This is a genomic window from Ruegeria sp. HKCCD9138 (assembly GCF_057220975.1).
Window position 1 is genome coordinate 124,478 of record NZ_JBWVAZ010000009.1, and the last position, 23,577, is coordinate 148,054.

Consider the following 23,577-nt stretch of genomic DNA (forward strand, 5'->3'; position numbering starts at 1 on the left):
ATCGGTTTTTCGGAACGGCGTTTGACACAGATCAGCCTCTGCTTTCTTGGCTGATTTCCATCGTACCCACTGCCATCAACCGTTCTGGCGATGCTGTGTCTCCACGGTTTCACGCCAGTTGCCCGGTTGCACCGCATAGAAAATCCGGGCGCGTTTACCGCCATAGGTCAGCTTCGTGCCCTTTGGAATCCAGACGATGTCACCGGCGCACGCATCAATCGTTCCATCGTCCGTCGTCAGACGAAACTCTCCTTCGATAACGTAGACGATTTCGTCATAGTGGACGGTCCATGCGATCGCGCATTCGTCAAACTCAGCAAATCCTGCCGCCATTGTTGAACTCAGGTCCGAAGAAATCGCGCGACCAACCCGTCCGATACCGGGCGATCCACCACGATACGTCATTTCAATGTCAGCGCCTCGGATCAGTTTTGCGGTCAATGCTCAAAACTCCAATCGATGCGCGCGGCCGCGCTCGGCAAGCCGCCGGTTCAGGTCGTCCGCTTCCGGTGCACCGGATTCCAGCGCATAGACAAAAGCATGCGTCAGGTAAAAGCAGGCCGCGTCAACGTCCTGCGCAAGTTCCCGTTCATCGGCAGCAACCGTATACAGGTGAACCAGCGCCGCATGATCGTATTTTTCATGGGCGGCCAGCAGATTGCGGTCCAGAGCCTCATGGTCCATGACTAGCCTTTCGCAGAAATCGAAATGCGGGTTGTCACAGAAACGCCACTGGCCAGAATGCTTCTGGCCAGCCCGTCCTGACGAAATCGATTACGCAGTTCTGCCCTTTCCGATCTGGCTTGCGACCCAGTGGTGGAAGTTGTGGGTAGGGCCGTCCATCGCTGGCGAGAACCGGCCGCCGTCGAACAGCGCGCCATGGCGGCCTTTCTGCATGCCTTCGACCACGAACACGTCTTCCTCGAACACGGTTTTCCAAAGCTGGGCGTTCGAGGCGCGCAGCCCGTCATGCTCGGGCGTTTCGCGTTCGCTTTTCGCGTAGTACAGCTCGATATGTTCGATCGTGTTCTCCTGATCGACAGGTTCCAGCACGATGGCAAAGCTGTGATCGCGCTGAACACCCAACAGTACGTTGGGATACAACGCGACATATTCCGCGCCTTCATCCCATTTGTCGCTCAGGCCTTCGAAATCTGGCAGCGTTGCGCCGTCCTGATCGGTCAGTTGGCGATAGACCAATGTACCCTGACCGGAATAGTGATCGCGCTTTTCGATGTTGTAGTGATCTTCCAGGCGAGAATAGCTGTTCAGGCCGGGGTGAACCCAGGGCAGGTGATAGCTTTCGCAGTAGTTTTCGACCGCCAGCTTCCAGTTGGTTTTGACCTCCAGCTTAAAGCTCGACGTCTCGCCACCGTGAAAGATCGGCTGTTCGAATTCTTTCCACCGCGCCATCAGCGCGCCATGAACCTCCTCGAACGCCGGGGCATTGGCGTCCACATTCACAAAGATCACATCGCGCCAGACATATGAGCGGATACGGATCAGGCCCAGTTCGTCCAGCTTGACGTCTTCATGGGTGTTCTGACCGGGGCCGCCGACATGGGGCGTGGTGCGCAGTTCGCCGTTCAGCCCGTAGCACCAGCTGTGGTAGGGGCACCGGATAGCACCGCGGATTTTCTGCGGCTTGTCGACCAGGATCATCCCGCGGTGACGGCAAGTGTTCTGGAACACACCGATCGAACCGTCGCGGTCGCGGACGATCAGCAGGGGCATGCCCAGGAAATCTACGGGTTTGGCATCGCCGGTCTCGGGGACATCCTTGCCAAAGCCGATCCCGGACCAGTTTGCATACAGGACCGACTGCTTTTCTTCGGCGAAGACTGCCGGATCAACATAGTGTTCGTTCGGCAGACCGTTCGCGGTGTTGACATCGGTCAGGACGGACGAAAGCGGGCTATGCTTGTTCATCAATATCTCCTGAAATTGAATCATGCGCGTTTTGCCCCTATTGGCGGAAGGAACGGGCAGGCCTCAATATCAGAAAAGCTAATCGCCGGGTGACCTGATCTAAACCGACGCCGCGTGGGCCTCGTCAAGGATCCATTTTTTCAGGGCACGGGCACTTTCTGACAGCTCTTCGTCGGGGCGACCAACCAGATAAAACTGATTGGGAGCACTCAGCTGGTGCTGCCCGACGGGAACGAGTTTTCCCGTTTCCAGCATCGGTCGGATCAATCTTTGCCAGCCAAGCGCAAGCCCCGCGCCTTTTTGCGCAAGCTGCAACGCCACCGAATAACTGTTCACGCGGTTTTCAACCGGGATTGTGCCGCGATAGCCAAACTGCTGAAACCAATCAGCCCAAGTGGTCCAGGTTCTGTCGTCTGTTTCCAGATGGATGAGCCGCTGTTTCGCAAGATCCTCCAACTCTGCTCCGTCCAGCTTTTCCGCCAATTCCGGACTTGCAACCGGGACCAGGTAGTCGCGATAGATCGGTGTATGAGTCAGCGTGGAATCTCCGTCGCGACCATAGCGAATGAAAAAGTCGATATCGGGCCTGTCTTTGAATGGACGGTCCTGCGACAACTGATTGACGTTCACGTCGGGCATTTCACGCCAGAAGCGGATTATGGCAGGGGACAGCCAAAGCGCGGCGACGGCTGTGGTGGACCCAACGGTTACTTTTTCGCCGGATGTACGATCGCGGATCGTTTCAAGCGTTTTCGAGATGCGCGCGAACGAAGTTGCCAGCGATTCGTACAGAGCCTGCCCCTCCTCGGTCAGATTAACGCCGCGATGCTTTCGTTGAAACAACGGCGTCTCCAGGTCGCCTTCCAAGGCTTTGATCTGATGGCTGACGGCACCGGGTGTTACAGACAGTTCAATGGCCGCGTTCTTGAAACTCAGATGGCGTGCCGCGGCTTCAAATGCAGACAAAGTCGTCAGCGGCGGCAGATTGTAATGGCGTCGGGACATGGTGGGGAGGCTTCGATTATGGCTACGGTTTAGGTCGTTTCACGCAAGTATGAGTTTTTTTGACATTGAAGACCAGTAGCCTTTCCTATCAGGTGCGGCGCCAAGACCAGGAGGGTGAAAATGCCTCATACTTTCGGCGCCATCGATCGGCTTCCGCCGAATGACACGCCGTCTGGGTGGGTCGAACCCGGCGAATTGAATGTCATTGGCAATGTGCGGCAACATGATCGGCTGAACTGGTTTGACTGGACCGTTGTTGGCGCCGGCTTTACCGGCCTGGCTGCTGCGCGTCGGCTGGCCGAACTGAACCCGAGTGACCGGATCGCCCTCATTGATGCAAAGCCTGTTGGTTGGGGGGCATCCGGGCGAAACTCGGGCTTTATCATTGATTTACCTCACAAATTCGACCTGGACAGTGCGGATTCGAGCCGGCTGGCGTCAATACTCAGGTTGAACACGCAGGCAATTGAGGATCTTCGGCACCTTGTCAATCAGTTCGAAATTCAGTGTGACTGGTCGCAGGTTGGCAAGTTGCAGGTTGCGGTTCAGAAACGCGGCACAGGCAAGATGCGCGCCTTCGCCGAGGCGCTCGACACTATCGGCGAACCGTATTCTCTGCTGGACCGGAACGATGTCGCGGAAGTAACGGGCACTGACTATTATGCGGGGGCGATTCACACGCCCGGTTGTGTTTTGATGAATCCCGTGCGTCTGACGCGTGGCCTGGCGAAATCTCTGCCTGAAAACGTGACGCTCATGGACGGCTGTCCCGTCATTCGGTTCGAACGCGAAGGGCGCGGGTTCGGCCTGACATTGCGTTGCCAGGGAACACAGGTTGAAATTGCGACGGCATCCACACTTCTTTGCACCAATGCATTCACGTCCGAGTTCGGTGTTCTGAGAAACCGGATCGTCCCGGTCATTACTTTTGCGTCCATGACCCGCCCCCTCGGTGACGCAGAGTTAAAGGCCTATGGCGGTCAGCTGGATTGGGGTCTGACACCGGCGGATCCAGGTGGCACCACATTGCGCATGACCCGCGACAGGCGGTTGCTGGTAAGAAATCAATACGACTATGCCGGCCACTATGGGGTCGCCGATACCAGCCTGGATCGAATGCGCCAAAAACATCGCGAGGCCTTTGTGAAACGCTACCCCATGCTGGACAAGGTCCCGTTCGCAAGCAGCTGGGGCGGCGTGTGCGGCCTGTCGCGCAACCATGTCAGCTTTTTTGGTGAAGTTGCCGAAAACGTCTGGAATTCATCTTGCCACAATGGCGTCGGCGTCGCGCGCGGCAGCATTTCGGGTCGGCTGCTGGCCGAAGCGGCCTCGGGTCGCAAAAGCGATCTGCTGACACAGATGTATGCGGTCTCCAATACACCATCACTCAATCCACCTGATCCGCTTCTGGGGCTTGGGGTGCGGGCGCGTCTGAAGCTGGCCGCGTGGGAAAGCAAAGAGGAAATTTGATGGATATAAAGCCCGCCCGTCTGATCCAAAAAACTGCGCTCAGCCCCGATACAAGCGATTTCTGTTTCGAGATCGAAGAGGATCGCTTTACGGGTCTGGAACCAGGCGCGCATGTGGATGTGCATCTAAGTGACGAGTTGGTCCGTCAGTACTCGATCTGGGACTGGAGCCAAGACGGACGCATTCTGAACGTCGCGGTGAAACGTGAAGATGAAGGCCGCGGTGGCTCGATCGCGATGCATGCGCTTAGGGAAGGAGCGGTCGTCGAAATTGGCGGGCCGCGCAACCACTTCAGACTGGAAACCCACGACCGCCATGTCACCCTGATCGCCGGCGGGATTGGCGCGACGCCCCTGGTCGCGATGGCGCGGCAGCTGCTGAACACCGGCCAGGACTTTCGGGTGTACTACCTGGTCCGCTCCAAGGACTATGCCGCGATGGATGCTCAATTTCGCAACCTCGGCCTGAATGAATGGTATCACCTGCACTGTGACGACACGGATGGCCAATTCGACCTGAATACCGTCATGCAGTCGATGCCGATGGGCAGCGACGTTTACACCTGCGGTCCCGAACCTCTGTTGAATGCGGTCCTTGAAGCGGGCCGCACCCTGCGCGGTGGCTCGATACATTTCGAGCGGTTCGCAGCCGTATCGGACATCGAGCACGCGCCAAACGACAGTTTCGAAGTCGAGGTGCAATCCACCGGGGCCATATTCTCCGTTCCAGCCGAGTTATCCGTTCTGGACGTGCTCAGGGCCAATGGCGTTCATGTTGACATCGGCTGTTCGGAAGGGCTGTGCGGGTCCTGCATCGTCGACGTTGTCGATGGAGAAGTGGACCACCGCGACGGGATTCTTACGCCCGATGAACAAGCATCCAACAGTTTCATGTGTACCTGCGTATCGCGCGCATCTTCTGATCGATTGGTTCTGGCGTTGTAGGCCAGAAAGCAAGAAGGAAGACAAAACCACCGAATGCGGCAAAGGACTGCGTTTGGAATTTACCAAGAACGACTTACAGGGAGGAACCTAATGTCAATAAAAGATCCGTTCACAGAGCTAGAGATAGAAACGGCTGATGCCGGATTCTATGAGAACTACAGTGTCCCGATTGCGCTTATCAGTAAGGGCATCATGGTCGCGCTGGTGTTGTGGGCTTTGGTCTTCCCGGCCAATGCCAACAGCACTTTGGGCAGCTGGAATGGCAGGCTTCTGGAAAGCTTCAACAGCTTCTACATCATCATTGTCGGGCTGTTCTTTTTCTTCCTGGCGGTTGTTGCCTTGATCCCGGCAACCGGGAAGCGGATCATGGGTACACCCGGTGAAAAACCCGAGTTTTCGAACTTTTCGTGGTTTTCGATGATGTTCGGCGCCGGTCTGGGTGTCGGGCTTATGGTCTTTGCCACGGCTGAACCGCTGGGCCTATGGGGATCGAACCCCGAAGTGGTGTCCGGTTCCGTCGCAGGTAACGAGCCCGAGGCGCTGCAGTCGGCCTATCGCTATACCTATCTGCACTACGGCTTCCACGCCTGGGCTATCTACGTTGTGACGGGGCTGAGCCTGGCCTATTACGCCTACACACGGGGCATGCCTCTGACGATCCGGTCGGCACTGACGCCCTTGTTCGGCAAGCTGATGAACGGGTTCCTGGGGCACGTCGTCGACGTGCTGGGCGTGGTTGCAACGATCCTTGGTGTTTCGGTCACGATCGGTTACGGCGTCAGCCAGTTTATCGACGGAGTTTACGCGATCACCGGCATGGGTTGGGTCATGGATCTGGGCGGCGAGGTGCCGACCCCTAGCAAAGTGGGCCTGATAACCGGTCTGGTCGTAATCATGGCACTGTCGATCATTTCGGCGGTTTCGGGTGTTGGGCGCGGCGTCAAATACCTGTCGAACCTGAACCTTGTGCTGTCGATCATTCTGTTGGGAACTTTCATTGTGTTCGGCTCATTCGTCTTCGCCATGACGACCTACGGCACGGCGATGGTCGACTACATCCTGCACTTCATCTCGCTCAGCTTTAACGCTTATGGCCCGCTGTCGGTCGAAGAATTTGCAGCAGCACTGCCGGAAGCGGCCAAGCCGCTGGCAGGTGACCTTGTGGGCGGTGCAACCAACGCATGGGGTAGCTTCGACGGGTTCAAGAGCGGTCTCGAGGGCGCAGCCGCCGAACTGGGTGAAGAAACGCTGGCCGCCGCGTATGCCGCAGGTGAACAGGGTCGTCAGTTCGGCTGGCAGTCGGGCTGGACAACGTTCTACTGGGCTTGGTGGATCGCGTTCTCGCCGTTTGTTGGCCTGTTCCTGGCCCGCATTTCCAAAGGCCGCACGGTGCGCGAGTTCATCCTGGGCTGCGTGTTCGCACCGGCGCTGGTCTGCTTCGCTTGGATGACGGTTCTGGGCGGCACCGCGATTGATCTGGAACTGGCCGGCGAGGCCGGAGGTGCGATCATCGGTGCATCGAACACCAACAAGCTGTTCGTGACGCTGTCCTACATGATCGATGGTGGTCTGCTGGCGATGCTGAACGTGATGTGCGTAGTGTTGATCATGACCTTCCTCGTCACCTCGGCGGACTCGGGTATCCTCGTGATGAACACCATCATGTCCGGTGGCAGCCAGGAAACCGGTGTCAAGCACCGCATCATCTGGGGTGTCATCCTGACCGCCGTGATCGGTGCGTTGATCCTTGCAGCGGGCGAGAGCAATCCACTGGATGCACTGCGCAATGCAATGATCATCGGCGCCTTGCCCTTTACCATGGTCATGGGACTTATGGTGGTGTCTCTGACCAAGGCCCTGTACCGGGACAGCCTGCGCGACAAGCATCGGGTGACCGAGACACAAGCCGCTGAGTAAACCACTCACTAAAAAAACTCAGCAAGCGCCGCCCTTTGGGGCGGCGCTATTTCTTTCAAGGGCCGGTTGTCAGGGCTACGGGCCGGTTGGCTATCTGAATGAGGGTGAGGACACTCTCAGGCGGCCAGGGAATGGCCGCAGAGGCAACGCAAATGACTGGCAGGGACAGTTCTCCGCATTTGTCATGACGCGATGCGATGGGTCGTCCGTCCTTCCAATTGGCCAATGAGTATCTGAGGCGGTGGTGCTTGATGCTTGCCGCAGGCTTGGTGCGACTGGTCTGTGACGGAATGCAGACGCGCTACACCGGATCCCCCGACGCAACGCGAAACCAGTTTTGCGACTAACCCCTTGGTTCAGAAGGATTGTGGCATTGTGATAACAAAAAATGGCCGATCCTTGGATCGACCATTTTGATTGATTTTTTACAGTCGAAGCTTTCAGAGATCAGAGATCAGAACCTCCACTCGTAGGAGGCCCACAATGCTTGCGTCGACACGTCGGCCGCGACGGTTGATTTTGCCTCAACGCGAAGGGTGCCGCCGTGATCAAACGCTTTCTCATAACTCAACCCCACTTCGCCGAATGTGTCGGTTCCGCTGCCGCCCGAAGCCAATGTCAGCGTGTTGCCAAAGATGGCAACATCAATGACCGACGGCGTGTCTGCGTCGCGGTGAACCGCTGCCAGTGAGGCAGAGAGGCTTCCTCCCCCCACGGGCGTCGAGTAGACGCCGCCAATCCGGGTCTCGTTGAACGTGACGTCCCTTTCGCCCACTGTCGCATTGGCGCTGCTACCAGTCTCGGTGTAGCCGTCCAGGTTCTGTCTGCCGTACAGAAAACTGGCCCGGGGTGTCAGGATTGCGCCGTTCTCCATGGCGAATTCCCGCTCTGCCGCCAACAAGCCAGTGATCATGTCGCTTGAGTAGTCAGCCACCGAACTGGTGTTTCCGCTGGCGCGGGTTTCGCTGTGATCCAGATTGCCGTAGCCCAGGCCGAAACTCAGATCAGCAAACCCGAAATCCTGAGCAACAATGCCGCTGACAAACACCCCTGACGTATCGAAGGAGGCGGAACCGAAGGTTCCGTCACTCTCAAGATAACTGGCGCCAAACCCGTATCGCAGCCCCGTTCCCAGGTCGCGGGTCAGGCCTGCGCTGGCGCTCCACATATTCGACGAAAGCGCGGAAGAACTGCCGCTTGCGGTGCCATCGCTTTGGCTGCCGCTGACAAGGAAATACGGTCGAAACCCTTCGATGGCCCCACTCCCACGGGTGCTGAGCACAAGGCGATCCCGGCTGACAGTACCGCTGTCGGCGCTATCCAGCTGGCGCGCCAAATCATATGTCAGGCCTGCAATCTCGAAAGCCTGGTTTGTGTTCGGTTCCATTTCGGCAGCATCGACCGAGGCATAGATGGGTGCCGTGCCCCCTTCGTCAGTAACGAACCAGCCCTGAGTGGCTGAGGATACCGATGTGGAGAACACACCGGCAGAGGTGTCATCGTCCTGAAAGCGATAAACAGTTTTGCCACCGACATTCTTGAGATTTACGTTGTGATCGCTGACCCGAAGGGTTCCGTCGATGTCGGCACTGGTTTCGATATTGAGTGTGCCGCCACCGTCACCGAGGAAAACTGCGAAACTCTTGCCGGATGACCGGACGTCAATGTCGCCGGTCACGTTAACCACACCCTGCGCCGTCTGCAGATACAGACCATATGCCTCTGCATCCGAGCTCCCGGTGGCAGATACCGAGATCGAGCCACTGTGGTTCAGAACGCCCTTGGTGCTCAGGGCGCCGCTGGTCAGACCATGGGCACGAACCATTGTGTCACCATGGGCCGCGACGGAAATCGACCCGGAGTTTTCAACGGTACCGCCGATAACGCCGAACCCCAATCCAATTGCGGCTGCAGTCGCCACATTCCCGCTGTTGACCGTCACCTGCACGGACCCGGAATTGGAAATGTGAGCCGTGTCCAAAACTCCGCCGGCAAACATCCCAGCAGCGTAGGCGGAAGATCCTTGGGTATTTTCGACCAATACCGAGATATCGCCGGTGTTGGACATGCGCCCGCCGATCCTTGAGGCTTGGATGCCCTGCGCATACGCATAAGAAACATTGTCGCCTGTCGCGGCAATCGAGATGCTGCCCGAATTCGCGTAGCTTCCGGTTTGTTCTACGGTCCGCGCAATGATACCCGTAGCACTGATGCTTGAACCATTCGCTGCCGCAGCCGTGGCAATGATATTGCCCGAGTTTTCAAATGTCCCGCTGATACCTCTGAAACTGTTGGATGTGATGCCAACCGCTCCGGCGCTTGTTGCTCCGGACGCTGCAACGGTTATGGTGCCGGTGTTGACGAAGGAACCTTGGATTTCACCCGTTTCGATACCTCGTGCATAGGCCGAGGATCTGCCCTGTGCACGGGCGGTAATGGCTCCGCTATTGCTGAACGTGCCATCGATGTTTCTGCTGCGAATACCCACGGCTGCGGCGGTGTTACCCTGCGCCATCGCGTCAATTGAACCGCTGTTGTTAAACTGACCATCAATATTCGAGGTAAAGATGCCATACGCGCTGGCGGTGGATGCGTCGGAAATGGCCTGAACCGTCAGGTTGCCGCTGTTGGTCAAAGTGCCGGACATCAAGCCGCCGATCTGTAACCCGCTGGCGTCTGCCTGCGACCCCTGCGCGTTGGCCAGAACAGATACGGTGCCGGTGTTGGTCACGGACCCACCGGCGGTGATGCCGCTTGTGCGGATCCCCTCGGCTGAAACATTCGAGCCCTGAGACACAACCGTGATGCTGCCGCTGTTCGCCAATGCGCCCCTCACGGTCGAGGACCGGATGCCGATGGCCTCTACACTGGACCCGTCGACAACATTAACCGAAATCGTGCCCGAGTTGTTCAGCGTGCCGCCGATCTCGCTCAGGTCGATACCATAGGCCGACGCGTGATTGGCGGCGTCTGCCTGAACGGAAATGTTGCCCGAATTCGAGACCGTCCCGTTCAGCCGTCCGAGGTCGATACCCGCGGCCAGGGCAGAAAAGGTTGACGCGGCTGCATTCAACGTAATCTCGCCGGTGTTGATCACGGTCCCGTCCACATTCCCGGTCTTTATCCCCATCGCATTGGCACTGTTGCCCTGGCCAGTTGCAAGGATGTCGCCGTTGTTCCTCAGGGTACCTTGCACCATGCTGGCCGAAATCCCGGTTGCGGTCCCACTGTTTGTTCCGGTCGCGGCAACCACCACAGGCCCGTCATTGGTCAACTGGCTGCGAATTTCTCCAACTTCGAAGCCAAATGCCGTGGCCGAGCCATTTCCCGCCCGCGCATCCGCGAAAATCCTCCCGCTGTTGTACAAGGCACCGGAAATGTTGCTTCCTCTAGCGCCGCGAGCCGTTGCAGAGGTGATACCTGCAGCAATAACATTTACCACCCCATTGTTCGATGCGCTGCCGGCGATATCGCCGAAGTCCAACCCATCGGCATTGGCTGCCATAACGGTCGCCAGTGCCTGAACATTCACTGCGCCGGAATTGTCGAAACGGGCACTGGCCGCCACTGTCGGTATATCAAAACCGTCGGCAGAGGCGCTGCCGCCCAACGCCCGGCCGTTTACCGCACCCGTATTGATCAGCGTTCCACTCAGGTTGGAAACTTCGATGACATCCAAGCTTGCCGAGCCCGCATTGCTCGCCGTCATCGCAACAGACAGGGCACCGCTGTTTTGCAGCCGGCCCGAAACATTCGCGATCTCGATTGCGTCACCGTTCGCGTTGTTTCTTGCATTTGCCACTACATTGATGGTGCCGGTGTTGTTCAGATCGCCCAGCAGATCGCCGATGCCGATCCCATCCGCACCGCCGTTGAGTTGCCCTGCCACTGAAACGTCAATAGGGCCGGAATTTTCGACGGTCCCGTTGATTGTGCTAATGAAAATGCCATCCGCAGTTGCCTGACTGCCGGAACCCGTGCTGGAGATATCAATGCTTATGGCGCCACTGTTGCGAACGGCCCCGTTTACCGTCCCTACTTGCAGCCCATTTGCTTCAGCCCGGCTGGAGTTACTGCCCCGCAACCGGATCGTGCCGGTGTTTGACAGCGTACCACCGACCTGATTGGCCAGGATTCCCACCGACGTTGCGAAGGTCAGGGCTGAGTTCGCGATGTCGATGACGCCGGTGTTCTGTATCGATCCCGTCGTGCTGCCCGAAATATCAATGCCGTGAATTACTGCGCTGTCACCAAGTGCTGCGCCCATTGAGATTGTGCCGGAATTCAGGACGGTGCCGGACAAACCGCCGTTGATGTCAATCGCCGCTCGCGTTCGGACGTTCGCTTCGGGGGCAGTCAGTCGTCCGGCGTTTGTCAGCGTACTGGAATAATCAGCAACGTTGATCTGCACCAGAGCTGGCCCGGGCAACCGGACTATGTCAATCGATCCGGTGGCCGTGACGGTGTGGTCTTCGTCGACGTTACTGACCAGAGGTGTGGTTCGCGGCCCATTCACAACCTCACCAAATCCAGATCCCGCTGATACTGCCAGAACCGAGGCGGAACACAGAAACACAGAAGGGGCGATACTTGCTACTCTACCCTTCCACTTGGTCAAACGCCCCCCGCGCCCGAAAGCACGAACTCTTTGCTCGATCTGCATGTAACTCTGCCCCATCTGGCTAAATTTCCGGTCCCCGGGTTCGAAGGTTGTTTCCCCGGCGTCACCCGCTCAATGCGCAATGTGTTTGCACACTCAAGATCGGCGTTAAATGCGCGATGGGGGCGGAAATGTGGCCAAAACGGCGGTATAAAACTTTAGTTTATGCAATATGAACCGAGGTTTATCCTACTATGAGACTTCACGCGGCAATTGATGGTAGGGGCACTCTTTCCAGATGACGCGCCCCTTCCAAAACGGTTGACATCAAGCCACCGATCCACCGTCAGTCAGGTCCTCCAAAAGGGCGCTGAGAAGTTGGGTTTTGCCTGCGTATCCGGATTTTCTGTAGATTGAATTTGTTTGCGCCTTGATGGTGCCTTCCTTGGCGTCACGAATTTCCGCCATTTCAGCGATCGAGCATCCTTTGATTAGCAGGCGGGTGATTTCACGCTCGGCCTCCGAGAACGACCATTTCTCGAAATATGCGCTCAACAGATCTTCAAAGGCGCTGGAGGCTCTGGCCACCTTATCCTCAAGTGTCTCCTGATAGCGCTGCATTTTGAGAACTTCGATGCCAAGTACCATGATTGCACCGAACAGGGAGAGCATGATCAGAACTTCCCAGACATGAATATCATCCCATTCGTCAATCCATGCCACGCCCATGGCTTCGCCTATGTCTTCGAACAACATGATGCAGGCGCAAAAGAGCGAGGCGAAGAAAGAAAAGGTCAGGCGTTTCTTGGAGGGCATTGAAGATTCCACATTTGCTGTTTTTGGGTCGCAGGTTCCTATGTCAGGTCCATCCGAGACCTCAAGCAAGAAACGCCGGAGTGTCGAAGCCAATGTGTCCAATGGACCCCGAGGTACTGATCGGACCCAGAGTATCAATTAATGCTGCTTCTCAGCGTTTGCTTCAGGATCATGTGCAACATCAGTGTCAGTGATGTCCCGGCACCTGACGAGTTTGACCCAAGGTCAACGTCCCCATACGATTTCACACGTCGTTTTGAGAAAACGAATAGATACGATGACCATGGACTTCATCCGCATCGGCCACAGGCCTGAAGACGATCTCGCCACGCGGCGACTGAAGTCTGTTCTGGCCATTATCATTTTCATTACAATGGCAATGTCTTTGTCGTTCTTCCTGTTCGAACCGAACCGGTCAGTACTCCTGCGGGCCTTTGACGTTGCGGCCCTGGTCACCGAGGTAACCGCACTTGTGATTTTGCATGTCAGTCGTGACGTTAAGACGCTTTTCTACTTTTTCTGCCCATTGCTTATGGTCATCCAGTTCGGGTTCACTTTGTTAAATGGAAACCGCGAAGGCGACATTCTTCCGTTTATCGTTATTCCTGCGGCTGCTGTCGTTGTCCTTGGACCGGAACGCTCGAAGATCTGGTTTGCAGTTTCACTTGGTGTCATGCTTTTCCTGCCATTCATCGAGCTTGCACTTCCCGAGGTTTCATCGGTCGCGCATCAGACCGTAACAAACCCATCGGGTTCGCTTTTCGATTCTGCTTACCGTCGACCGGTCGAGGTGGGTGAAGGTCTTGCAATGGCCATCGGCGTTTTCTTCATCTATTTTCTCACTTATTCCGGCTACAAACAGCTCCAGAATGCCAATGCGCTGATCCTCGTACAGAAAGAACAGATTGAACATGAGCACGCGCGCGCCGAGCGGCTGCTGGAAAACATCCTGCCACGATCCGTTGCAGAGCGGCTAAAGCAGGAACCGGACCAGATTATTGCGGATGACCTGCTTCAAGTCACTGTCCTATTTGCGGATATCGTTGGCTTCACGCCGCGCGCTTCAAAGATGTCCGCAACGCAGACAGTCACCTTTCTCAATGCGGTCTTCTCCAGGTTCGACAAGCTGGCGGATGAGTTCGGGTTGGAAAAGATCAAGACAGTTGGCGACGCTTATATGGTTGCCGGCGGGTTGCCCGAACCCAGCAATAGTCACGCTTCAGACGTGGCGGAAATGGCGCTAAGGATGCTTGAAACATTGGACGAGTTCGGCAAGGAAATTGGCGATGATGTAACCGTCCGGATCGGTATTCACACAGGCCCTGCGGTCGCCGGCGTTATTGGGACACGCAAGTTCTTCTACGACGTTTGGGGGGACACCGTGAATCTTGCTTCCCGGTTAGAGGCGCACGGATTGCCCGGGCGGATACAGGTCAGTGACGCAACACGTCGCGCACTTGCAGGTAAATTTACATTTGAACTGAGGGGGCAGGTCGAGATCAAGGGAATTGGAACTACAAACGTATATTTCCTGACCGGGAAAGCGGGTTAGTGCAGTGGGTCTGCAACCTGATTCAGCGGCCGATTAAGAAAAATTGGATCCTTCGCTCGAACCTTGCATCGCTTTGGCATGCGAAAGTTGCACTTTTGCCGAACGTAACTGAAAGTGGCTGTAACGCTCGTTAATCCAGTTCTGACAAGAGTAGTGACATCCGCTTCAATCCCAATTCCAGATTGGCGGCAGTGCCACCTCCAACACCCAGCCGAATATGGTTGGGCATATCGTATGATGACCCTGGTAGAAGAAAGGTGCGGTACGGATCGGCCAACAGGCGTTTTGCAAATGTATCCCCGTCAATCCCCTCCAATCTGGCCAGTCCGATCAAACCGGCCTGAGGTTTTACCCAGCTCAAACGTGGTTGACCGGAAACATACTTGTCCAGCTTTTTCAGCGTCTTGCGCCCGGCAACACGAGCGGATTGAAGTGTTGCGTCGTAACGTTCTGGCCGCAGGGCGATTTCCGCTAGCACCTCGCCAAGAATGTTCATGATCTCACTCGAGTTTTCACGCAGGATAATTGCGTCCCAAACCAAACTCTGGTCACGGCAAACCATCCACCCGGTGCGCAACCCCTGCATTCCAAGTGCCTTGGACACACTTCCGGTGGTTATGCCGCGATCATACATACCGGCAATCGACGGTGCCCGCTGACCTTGCCATTCCAGGCCGGCATAGACCTCATCGACCAAAAGCCAAGCACCGACGCGGTCTGCAATCTGCACCAGACGGTCCAATTCCTGCCGTGTCATTAGTCGGCCGGTGGGATTGTTCGGGTTGGTCAGAAAAATCATCCGCGTGTGATCGGTTACCGCCGCTTCCACCGCGTCCAGCGGTAATATCCAGCCGGACGTTTCGTCCCGGTCTACCAGTTTCAATCTGGCTCCGACTGCATCGGCCAGAACCCCGGCCTGTGGCCACCCCGGTCGATCCGTCACGACTTCGTCGCCGGGTTGCACCAGTTGCATGAAGGCAAGGTAATTCGCCTCGGCCGTCCCCGCCGTGATCAAAACGTCGTCCGGGTGGCACTGATCAGTCAAACCAGCGTGGTCCAACACATGTTCGCGCAAGGCAGGCAGACCCCGAAAGCTTTTCTGGTTCCAGTCCAGGGGTAAATCGGGATCAAGCGCATCCAGAAAATCGCCCAATCGAGGTGGCTCGGAGAGCGAGAACCCAATGAAAGCTTCCGGCTCGGCTTCGGTCGTGTCGAGCAGATACTGAAACAACGTGTGTATCTTGACTTTCATGCTCAGCCCCAAAATTCTTGTCGGATACAGGAGGAAAGTGTGTGCAAGCCGAAGGATTTGTCAAAGGGCGGCCCGTGAATCTGGCTGTGTTGGATTACGGGCTGTTCAAAGTTCACTCAAATGGTCGTGTTATCGGGATCAGCGGGTTTGCGATCCGGACAGACGCCGACGAGACGATCCTTGTCGACTCTGGTTTCCCTGAAAAATACGCAACCAATACGGATACTGCATCTCAGGAGGACCGGTTGTTTGAATTTGGAGAAGTTCTTGTATGTACGTCGGATAATCTTCCAAAAGCACAGCTTGCAAAGCTTGGGTTGGCTCCCGAAGCGGTAACTCTGTACATCTGCACTCATACACATATCGACCATATTGGCGGCCTGCATGCCTTTCCCAAAACGCCAATACTGATTTCGGCCAAAGAACGCGCGTTGCCCCGACCATTGTATTGGGGCGGAATGCAACCGCTGGACTGGCCGGATCGCAATTATCTTGAAGTTGAAGGCGATGTAACGGTTGGGCCAGGGCTGACAGTCTTGGAGGCGCCGGGGCACGCACCGGGTCAGATAGCGTTGTTGGTCGAGCTGCCGTCGGGCCCGGTCCTGCTGACCAGCGACGCCATTTCCCGACCGGCAGAGATCGAGGAAAAGTTTGCAGGATCCTGGGACGAAACTATGGCGATCGCCAGCGCAAACCGATTGATGAATCTGGCCGCTGAGAAGGACGCATTCATAATTTACGGCCATTGCCCGGAACAATGGCCGAACCTTCGGAAAGCCCCAGACGTGTACAAATGACCTTTTTGAGTGGCAGGCGCTTCATCAAGGCGCTAACGCACGTCACGCCCCTGATTGAGAATGATGACGTTCCCGCTGCAGATGTCACCCGCCGGCGAAATCAGAAAGCCGACCCAATCTGCAACCTGTTCGGGCTGCATTGCCTGTCCGTGCGGCATCGCGCTGATCGCGTTTTGCAATACGTCCTCCGTCAGAACTCCGAACAATGGTGTCTCGGTCATGGCGGGCGCAATTGAGTTCACGCAGATTTTTTCTCGGGCATAGCGGCGCGCGAGGTCCTTAGTCAACGTATCCATCGCCGCCTTCGATGCCCGGTAGTGCGGTGGATCAAACACGTCGAAATTGTAAGCGCCGTTTGAAGAGATATTGACGATCTTCTTTACCCCTTCTTGCCCCAGCATCAACGGTATGGCCTGCTGACAGCAATGAAAGGCCGAAGAAAAATTGATTGACATCTGTTTGTCGAATTCATCGCTCGGGATGTCCGGAAAATCCGACATGAAGCACGTGCCCGCATTGTTCACCAGTGCGTTCAGGCGGCCGTGCCCGGCTTTGATACCTTGAAACGCCGCCGCCACGCGATCGGGTTGCGTCAGGTCAACGCATACTGGTGAGAAACCCGCATCCAATTCTTCGGACACCTTTTTCAGGCCGTCAGCGCTGATATCGAAACCAAACACATGCATGCCATTGGCAACGAGTTTGGTGCAGATGGCGCGTCCCATTCCGCCCGCGGCGCCGGTAACGACCGCTACTTTCAATGATATCCCTCTTTCATTCGCAACTAGATCACCTGTTTGGCTCTGCGCGTCCGGTAACTATTATCCGAACTTCGTTCTGGGGCAACTGCGGGCAAATATCTTGCACTGAATGTTAGGTGTTCTTCCTTCGAATTAGCGCGATGAATTGGCAACCGGTCACCAAAACAGGTCATAGCGTGAAAATGTCCTGTGGACCGGAAAACCCTTTGAATTCAACTTCCCGGATCCTTTGGACGTTCGCAGCATTGTTCAGACAAGCCATCGTCCGTTCATCAAAAAGAATGCTCTGATCCGCTTCGCGGGTATGGGCCTCCAGCCGAGCAGCCAGGTTCACAGTGTTGCCGATGCATGTGTAGGTCGCCCGTTCGTCCGTTCCGGCATAGCCTGCAACAACATCGCCGGTGGCGATGCCAATACCCAGCCGAAGCTCGGGCGTGCCCTCAACTGCCCGATCCGCATTTAGCACATTGATCATGCTCAACATCTCTTGAGCAGCGGAAACCGCGCTTTGCGCTGAATTTTCCAGCGACTGTGGCGCACCGAATAGTGCCATCAATCCGTCACCGATCATCAGGCTGACAATTCCGCCGTTGCTGGAAACGGCTTCGAACATCAGGGCATAGTAGGTGTTCAGGAGTTCGATCGCCGCCTCAGGTGGCAGGTCTTCGGACAATGCGGTGAAATCGCAGATGTCGCAGAACAGCACGGACGCTGACACCCGCCGACCACCGATCGCAAAACCGGATTTCTGCAAATCCTGTGCAACCTCATTGGTCGCAAATCTTTCCAACAGACGCTTTTGCTCATCCCGGAGGCGCTTTTTTTCAAGGCTTGACGACAAGCGCGCGCCCAGGAGTACCTTGTTTACCGGTTTGGCCAGATAATCTTCGGCACCCAGTTCGATACAGCGCACTACGTTGTCCAGACCCTCAACAGACGAGGTGACAATAACCGGCACATCGCGAAGATCGGAGGTGCCCTTGATCGCCTCCAGCACTTCGAACCCATCCATTTCGGGCATTTCGATATCCAGCAACACCAGATCAAAGTCGTCCTCAGCCAGCTTTTGCATCGCAATGCGTCCGTTTTCCGCGACGTCGGCGCGATGACCCAACAACTCGACATTGCGGGCCAGCAGAAGCCGGTTGACCTTGTTGTCGTCAACGATCAGCAAATGTCCCTGTTGATCAGCCATCCACAATGTCCCGCAAAGCTGTGGATGTACGTGCATATTCCGCATCCAACTCGGTGAAACGCGGATGCGAATTGCTAATGTCCAATAATTCCATTTCGCGGGACAGTTTGGCCAGCCCGGCCGCGCCAAAGATGTTGGCGTTGGACTTGATTGAATGCGCCGCGCGCCGGAACGCATCAGCATCCATTGCCACCGCCGCTTTTTTGAGATCCGCAATCATGCCGGGCGCTTCATCAAGGAACGTGTTTACCAGATCGGCCGTAAATTCAGGGCCTGTCGTTTCCTGCAACTCGGCGAATATCTGGTGATCGATTGCACTGTCGCTCATGATGCCTCCCCGCCGCGCTGCTTGACCCTTGTCAAAGCTGCGACCAATTCCTCAACTCGGATAGGTTTCGCGATGTAATCGTCCATGCCGGCACCAAGGCACATTTCGCGGTCTCCCTGCATGGCGTTGGCAGTCATCGCCACGATCTGCGGTCGGTCGCCATCGGGATGATTGCTGTTGATCTGCCGAGATGCTTCCAGACCGTCCATTTCAGGCATCTGAACGTCCATCAGCACGACATCGTAGGTCTGTCGGGCCACACTTTCCAGCGCTTCGATTCCGTTGCTGGCCAGATCGGCACGATATCCCATTTGTCCCAACAAACGTATTGCCAGCTTCTGGTTCACCAGATTGTCCTCGGCCAGCAAAATCCGCAATGGATGCCGCTTGGCCAGTTCGGGATCGGTTTGCGACTTGCCCGTATCTTTTGCGTTCACGTCGGGTTTGGGATTTGGCGCGAGAAGCGAAACCAAAGTGTCAAACAGGTTCGATTGACGCAACGGCTTGGCGAGGTAGGCGTCAAACAATCCCCTTTCGGCTTCGACATCGCGCAAACCGAGGCTACTGAACAGGACCAGCGGGATGTTTGGATGGGTTTCCCTGATAGTCCGAGCCAGCATTACCCCATCCATTTCGGGCATGTGCATGTCAATAATGGCAAGGTCGAACGCTGCATCTGACTTCAAAACGTCCAGAACCTCATGCGCAGAGGCAACCGCCCTTGTCCGCGTACCCCATTTTTCGGTCTGCAATGACAGGATCTTCCGGTTGGTTTCATTGTCATCCACCATAAGAAGGCGTTTGCCAGCTAACTCGGATTGCTCACCCACAAGGTTGCGAGCCACTGTTTTGGGCAAATCGGCGGCCCTTGTCCGGATCGAAAAGTGGAATGTCGAACCTTTTCCTTCGCCATCGCTCGTCGCCCACATCGTGCCACCCATCAATTCGGCCAGCCGTTTCGAAATCGCCAGCCCCAACCCGGTGCCACCGTATTTCCGTGTAGTTGAGGAGTCGGCCTGACTGAATGACTGAAATAGGCGGCTCATGCCTTCATCCGTCAGACCAATGCCAGTGTCGCGCACTTCAAATCGCAGGTTGGTTGCACCGTCGGACGCTGACCCGACCGAAACCGTCAAAACGACCTCTCCTCTGTCGGTGAACTTGACCGCGTTTGACAAGAGATTCAGAAGGATCTGCCGCAACCGGGTCAGATCGGCGCTGATTGCGGGTGGAACGTCGTCATCCAAGATATAGGCCACATCCAGCTGTTTTTCCGCCGCGCGCCCGCCAATCAATTCCAGCGCGGATTCAATGCATTCACGCAGATCGAAGGGATGCTCCTCGATAGCCATCTGACCCGCTTCGATTTTGGAAAAGTCGAGGATCTCGTTGATGATCGCCAATAATGCGTCGCCGCTGTCTCGAATTGTCCGGGCATAGTCTGCCTGTTCAGAGTTCAAATCGGTATCCATCAACAGGCCACTCATTCCGATCACGGCATTCATCGGGGTGCGGATTTCGTGGCTCATCGTAGCCAGGAACGCGCTTTTGGCTTCATTGGCCTTTTCCGCAGCGGCGCGCGCGTCCTGTGCTTCCTGAAACAGACGGACGTTTTCGATGGCAATAACCGCTTGATCTGCAAAGGATTCTGCCACGGCAATTTCGTCCTCTGTGAAGGCGCGCTGAACCTTGCGAACAAATGCCAACCCGCCAATGCATTCTTCGCCGCGAAGCAACGGTAGCATCAACGAGGATTTGAAGCCTTGCGCGTCGCGGATGTCGCGATCCTGTTGGGGCATTTCGGCTGTGGACCAGTCCGGGATATGAAGCCGGGACTTGCTGACAAGACAGCGTGACGGCAGATTGCTCGTTGGATCGATAGGATAAGGAGTTTGGGTTATGACAGCCTGCACACCGTCCGGCGTTGCAACCGCTTCCTGCCAGAATTGTTCGCCGTCGCTTTCCATGACAACCGCCAGGTCACAGGAAATAAGAGAGGTGGCAAGACGAACGATTTCATCGAAGACGGGTTTGGTATCTGTCGGTGACTCGCTGATTACCCGCAAAACATCAGCGCTTGCCGTCTGTCTTGCCAGTGCCGCCTTTGTCTCGTTGAACAAGCGCGTGTTCAGGATCGCAATCACCGCCTGATCCGCAAAACTTTCGGCTAATTCGATCTGCTCTGCGGTAAAGGCGCGCCGGGCTGCGGATCGGGCAAAGATAAGAACGCCCACGCAGGTATCTTCCCGCAGCAGCGGCAGGTAGAGGCACTCTGTCAAACCAAATTTCCTGACGGTCTCAACTTCGTGCATAGGCAGTTCTTCTTTAGAAAAATCCGCGATATGGACCAGCTTGCCGGTCCGAAAGACCTGGCTCGGATAGTTCAGCTCGGGCTCGATCCGCACCGGCTCGGCATTCAGACTATCCATTGGACCATCAATGGTCATGCCCGCGGCGGGCGAAAAATACTCGCCGTCCCGGATCAGAACTGCCGCACCGTCGCAATCAAGCAGTTGCAGCCCGGCACTGGCAATCGCCTCGAACACCGGTTTTGCATCCTCCTGCGCGCCGCTGATCACACGCAAAATGTCGGCGCTTGCTGTCTGACGCACAAGCGAAGTCTGCAATTCCGAGAACAGGCGTGCATTGTTCAGCGCTATCACGGCCTGGGACGCAAAAGTCTCCAGCAGCGAGATTTGCCTTGGCGAAAACGCAGACACCTTTTCGTCCGCCAACGCAATGACGCCAATAGCTTCGTCATCCTTGATGAGCGGAACAGCAAGAGAAGAGCGGAAACCGCCGCGGCGCGAAGCCTCTTTCCAGGTATAGGATTCGTCAGTTTCCGTATCTTCAATGTAAACGGTTTGCTTTAGCAGTGCGGCGCGCCCTGTGCTGCTGCCGCTGACCGGTCGCACCGGATTGTCGGCCATGAACGTGCGAAACTCGCTGTCCACGCCGACAAATTCAACAACGCGGTAGGCGCCGATATCGCGATCCAACAGCGCAATGTAGCCATATTGCGGGGCACACAATCGCTCTGCGACTTCCAGTATCGCTCGCAATACCGGTTGCACCTCGTTTGGCGATTGCGAGATGACGCTCAGCACTTCGGACGTGGCCGTCTGATACTCCAACGCTTGTGTCACCTCAGCCGTACGGTCCTGCAACTCGGTAAACAGGCGCGCGTTGCTGAGCGCGATCACCGCCTGCGCAGCAAAGGTTTCGAACAGGGCAATCTGCTTCGCGGTGAACGCGTTTTTCTTGACGTGGGCAAGCGTGATCACCCCAATGGTTTTTCCGGCCTTGTTCAAAGGCACACCCAGACCCGAAAGGAAACCGCCCTTTCGGGCCTGTTCATGCCAGCCGTAATCGGTGTCCGCTTCAATGTCGGGAATATACGTCGTCTTGCCAGTCAACCCGACGCGCCCGGTTACCGTTTCGCGACCCGGAGAGAAAACCTGTTGCGCCAGGATCTCTTCGAACATGTCGTTAACGTTGTGTGTGGCTACAACGTCATAAATCCCGGTCTGCTCGTTGAGCAGTGCAACATAGGCGACCTCGGGTCTGCAAATCCGGACCGAAACCTTCAGAATTTCCTCCAGAACCGGTTGTACTTCGTTCGGTGAACGGGAAATCACACTCAGCACATCCGACGTCGCAGTCTGGTACTCCAGAGCTTCTGTCAGTTCTGCCGTGCGCGTCTGCACTTCCTCGAATAGGCGAGTATTGTTGATCGCAATCACGGCTTGGGATGCAAAAGTTTCCAGCAGCGCGATTTGAGTGTCAGAAAAGGCCGAAGGCCGCTCGTGGCCGAGTGTTATGACGCCCACAACAGCATTTTTGTCCAGCAAAGGCACCCCAAGCGCCGAGCGGAAATTCCCTTGTTTTGCAGCGTCTTTCCATTCAAATTCCGCGTCCAGCTCGGTGTCTTTGATGTAGACCGTTTTCTTCAGAAGTGCCGTTCGCCCGGTGCAACTTCCAGCATCGATTTCAAAAGCTACTTCCGAAAGGAATTTGCGGAACTCGGTCGTCATCCCGTGTGTTGCCGCGACACGGAACGTGTTGTCTTCAGCATTCAAAAGCGTGGCGTAAGCGGTCTGCGGCAGGCAGATGCGCGAAGCGACCCCCAGGATCGTTTCCAGTACCGGCTTTAACTCGTTGGGCGAGCGGGAGATAACTCCAAGCACTTCGGATGTCGCTGTCTGGTGTTGCAATGCTTCCTGCGTGTCAGCAAACAGTCGTGCGTTTTCAATCGCGATGCCGGCTTGGTCCGCAAATGTTTCCAGAAGTTCGAAGTCGGCCTGCTGGGGGCCGCTCCCCGTCGGCCAGCCCAGAACCAGAACACCCCATATTTCCTCTTCACGGTGAACGGGAACCGCCACCATTTCCTTATAGTCGAACTGCTGTGCCGTCTTGTAATCCGAATATTCCGGAGATTGAGCATTCAGCAGATGGACGGTGCGGCGGTCGCGAATTGCCGGAAAGGTGATCGAATTCTCTGTGGGAACAGCGGGGAAACTGGCGAGATAGGCCTCCATGAACGACTGGGTGAAACCATGGCTCGCGCAATAGTGGATCATCTCATTCGCGTGACGCCACAGGATACAAAACCGAGCATCGCAAAGCTCGGTTGCGCTGGTGACGATGGTGTCGAAAACGGGTTGAGCGTCGTTTAGTGAGCGGCCAATGACTTTGAGAATTTCGGATGTGGCGGCAAAACGCGCCTTTTCATTTGCCAGTCTCCGCCTCAGAGCCTTGGCTTCATTTGCAGGATTGGTCTGCGGTCCAAAATTCGTTTCGTCATAATCCATCAAGAACTTATACCCGTTGACGGCGGCAAAGAGCCAAATGATCACACGACCGATGGTTGGTTTTGAACGATAGTGAATTTTCTGACTCAAGCCCAGTTTTTGTTATTGCTCAGAACCCAAGATGCGCGGCGCGAGACGCCAGTGATCGCTTTGGTAGCAACCAGTGACCTACACGCCCTCAGGTCTTCGGGGATTTCATT

At 56.1% G+C, this 23,577-nt stretch carries 16 protein-coding genes; 5 read left to right on the forward strand and 11 right to left on the reverse strand.

Annotated elements, in window-relative coordinates; all coding sequences use genetic code 11:
• Positions 1 to 75: 75 nt before the first annotated feature.
• The 4 genes from AC2TEL_RS15690 to AC2TEL_RS15705 all read right to left on the reverse strand — a co-directional run bounded on the left by AC2TEL_RS15690 (position 76) and on the right by AC2TEL_RS15705 (position 2,934).
• A complete protein-coding gene (locus tag AC2TEL_RS15690; protein WP_480905173.1) occupies positions 76 to 405 on the reverse strand; it encodes a cupin domain-containing protein in 330 nt (109 codons plus the stop codon).
• Positions 406 to 444: 39 nt separating this feature from the next.
• Complete coding sequence (locus AC2TEL_RS15695; RefSeq protein WP_480841597.1) at positions 445 to 684, reverse strand: hypothetical protein; 240 nt, start codon at positions 682 to 684, stop codon at positions 445 to 447.
• Between the two features lie 90 nt (positions 685 to 774).
• Positions 775 to 1,929 (reverse strand): aromatic ring-hydroxylating oxygenase subunit alpha, encoded by a 1,155-nt coding sequence (locus AC2TEL_RS15700; protein ID WP_480905176.1) that lies wholly within the window; start codon positions 1,927 to 1,929, stop codon positions 775 to 777.
• Positions 1,930 to 2,028: 99 nt separating this feature from the next.
• Entirely contained in the window at positions 2,029 to 2,934 is a 906-nt protein-coding gene (locus AC2TEL_RS15705) for a LysR substrate-binding domain-containing protein (RefSeq protein ID WP_480905179.1), read from the reverse strand.
• A 120-nt stretch (positions 2,935 to 3,054) separates the two neighbouring features.
• On the opposite strand from AC2TEL_RS15705, the gene AC2TEL_RS15710 reads away from it, so the two are divergent.
• The 3 genes from AC2TEL_RS15710 to AC2TEL_RS15720 all read left to right on the forward strand — a co-directional run bounded on the left by AC2TEL_RS15710 (position 3,055) and on the right by AC2TEL_RS15720 (position 7,265).
• Complete coding sequence (locus AC2TEL_RS15710) at positions 3,055 to 4,404, forward strand: NAD(P)/FAD-dependent oxidoreductase (RefSeq protein ID WP_480905182.1); 1,350 nt, start codon at positions 3,055 to 3,057, stop codon at positions 4,402 to 4,404.
• Positions 4,404 to 5,348: a PDR/VanB family oxidoreductase gene (locus tag AC2TEL_RS15715; RefSeq protein WP_480905185.1), complete on the forward strand. Its 945-nt coding sequence runs from the start codon at positions 4,404 to 4,406 to the stop codon at positions 5,346 to 5,348. The genes AC2TEL_RS15710 and AC2TEL_RS15715 overlap by 1 nt, the downstream gene beginning before the upstream one ends.
• 90 nt (positions 5,349 to 5,438) lie before the next feature.
• Positions 5,439 to 7,265, forward strand: a complete 1,827-nt coding sequence (locus AC2TEL_RS15720) for a BCCT family transporter (protein ID WP_480841606.1) — start codon at positions 5,439 to 5,441, stop codon at positions 7,263 to 7,265.
• A gap of 454 nt (positions 7,266 to 7,719) precedes the next feature.
• Here the strand turns inward: AC2TEL_RS15720 and AC2TEL_RS15725 are convergent, their stop codons facing one another.
• Positions 7,720 to 11,781, reverse strand: a complete 4,062-nt coding sequence (locus AC2TEL_RS15725) for a beta strand repeat-containing protein (RefSeq protein WP_480905187.1) — start codon at positions 11,779 to 11,781, stop codon at positions 7,720 to 7,722.
• Between the two features lie 411 nt (positions 11,782 to 12,192).
• Positions 12,193 to 12,681, reverse strand: a complete 489-nt coding sequence (locus AC2TEL_RS15730) for a helix-turn-helix transcriptional regulator (RefSeq protein WP_480841610.1) — start codon at positions 12,679 to 12,681, stop codon at positions 12,193 to 12,195.
• A 277-nt stretch (positions 12,682 to 12,958) separates the two neighbouring features.
• Here AC2TEL_RS15730 and AC2TEL_RS15735 point away from each other — a divergent pair, with 277 nt between their 5' ends.
• Positions 12,959 to 14,233: an adenylate/guanylate cyclase domain-containing protein gene (locus tag AC2TEL_RS15735; protein ID WP_480905190.1), complete on the forward strand. Its 1,275-nt coding sequence runs from the start codon at positions 12,959 to 12,961 to the stop codon at positions 14,231 to 14,233.
• A 130-nt stretch (positions 14,234 to 14,363) separates the two neighbouring features.
• On the opposite strand, the gene AC2TEL_RS15740 is transcribed toward AC2TEL_RS15735, so the two are convergent.
• Entirely contained in the window at positions 14,364 to 15,485 is a 1,122-nt protein-coding gene (locus AC2TEL_RS15740; RefSeq protein ID WP_480905193.1) for an aminotransferase class I/II-fold pyridoxal phosphate-dependent enzyme, read from the reverse strand.
• A gap of 41 nt (positions 15,486 to 15,526) precedes the next feature.
• Here AC2TEL_RS15740 and AC2TEL_RS15745 point away from each other — a divergent pair, with 41 nt between their 5' ends.
• Positions 15,527 to 16,282: an N-acyl homoserine lactonase family protein gene (locus tag AC2TEL_RS15745; RefSeq protein ID WP_480861708.1), complete on the forward strand. Its 756-nt coding sequence runs from the start codon at positions 15,527 to 15,529 to the stop codon at positions 16,280 to 16,282.
• Positions 16,283 to 16,314: 32 nt separating this feature from the next.
• Here AC2TEL_RS15745 and AC2TEL_RS15750 read toward each other — a convergent pair whose 3' ends face one another.
• The 4 genes from AC2TEL_RS15750 to AC2TEL_RS15765 form a co-directional block, all read right to left on the reverse strand.
• A complete protein-coding gene (locus tag AC2TEL_RS15750) occupies positions 16,315 to 17,043 on the reverse strand; it encodes an SDR family NAD(P)-dependent oxidoreductase (RefSeq protein WP_480861710.1) in 729 nt (242 codons plus the stop codon).
• Between the two features lie 169 nt (positions 17,044 to 17,212).
• The gene (locus AC2TEL_RS15755; protein WP_480905196.1) at positions 17,213 to 18,238 is read right to left on the reverse strand and encodes an adenylate/guanylate cyclase domain-containing protein; all 1,026 of its coding nucleotides are present in this window, start codon (positions 18,236 to 18,238) and stop codon (positions 17,213 to 17,215) included.
• Positions 18,231 to 18,566 (reverse strand): Hpt domain-containing protein, encoded by a 336-nt coding sequence (locus AC2TEL_RS15760; RefSeq protein ID WP_480861714.1) that lies wholly within the window; start codon positions 18,564 to 18,566, stop codon positions 18,231 to 18,233. The genes AC2TEL_RS15755 and AC2TEL_RS15760 overlap by 8 nt, the downstream gene beginning before the upstream one ends.
• On the reverse strand, positions 18,563 to 23,377 hold the full coding sequence (locus AC2TEL_RS15765; protein ID WP_480861716.1) for a GAF domain-containing protein: 4,815 nt from the start codon (positions 23,375 to 23,377) through the stop codon (positions 18,563 to 18,565). Before AC2TEL_RS15765 ends, AC2TEL_RS15760 begins: the two co-directional genes overlap by 4 nt.
• Between the last annotated feature and the right edge of the window lie 200 nt (positions 23,378 to 23,577).

Bases quoted from the DNA above. Each gene is read 5' to 3' on its own strand.
- AC2TEL_RS15730 (WP_480841610.1), bottom strand. From the start codon at position 12,681: ATGCCCTCCAAGAAACGCCTGACCTTTTCTTTCTTCGCCTCGCTCTTT.
- AC2TEL_RS15700 (WP_480905176.1), bottom strand. From the start codon at position 1,929: ATGAACAAGCATAGCCCGCTTTCGTCCGTCCTGACCGATGTCAACACC.
- AC2TEL_RS15695 (WP_480841597.1), bottom strand. From the start codon at position 684: ATGGACCATGAGGCTCTGGACCGCAATCTGCTGGCCGCCCATGAAAAA.
- AC2TEL_RS15735 (WP_480905190.1), top strand. From the start codon at position 12,959: ATGACCATGGACTTCATCCGCATCGGCCACAGGCCTGAAGACGATCTC.
- AC2TEL_RS15760 (WP_480861714.1), bottom strand. From the start codon at position 18,566: ATGAGCGACAGTGCAATCGATCACCAGATATTCGCCGAGTTGCAGGAA.
- AC2TEL_RS15755 (WP_480905196.1), bottom strand. From the start codon at position 18,238: ATGGCTGATCAACAGGGACATTTGCTGATCGTTGACGACAACAAGGTC.
- AC2TEL_RS15715 (WP_480905185.1), top strand. From the start codon at position 4,404: ATGGATATAAAGCCCGCCCGTCTGATCCAAAAAACTGCGCTCAGCCCC.
- AC2TEL_RS15720 (WP_480841606.1), top strand. From the start codon at position 5,439: ATGTCAATAAAAGATCCGTTCACAGAGCTAGAGATAGAAACGGCTGAT.
- AC2TEL_RS15690 (WP_480905173.1), bottom strand. From the start codon at position 405: ATGACGTATCGTGGTGGATCGCCCGGTATCGGACGGGTTGGTCGCGCG.
- AC2TEL_RS15765 (WP_480861716.1), bottom strand. From the start codon at position 23,377: ATGGATTATGACGAAACGAATTTTGGACCGCAGACCAATCCTGCAAAT.
- AC2TEL_RS15740 (WP_480905193.1), bottom strand. From the start codon at position 15,485: ATGAAAGTCAAGATACACACGTTGTTTCAGTATCTGCTCGACACGACC.
- AC2TEL_RS15705 (WP_480905179.1), bottom strand. From the start codon at position 2,934: ATGTCCCGACGCCATTACAATCTGCCGCCGCTGACGACTTTGTCTGCA.
- AC2TEL_RS15710 (WP_480905182.1), top strand. From the start codon at position 3,055: ATGCCTCATACTTTCGGCGCCATCGATCGGCTTCCGCCGAATGACACG.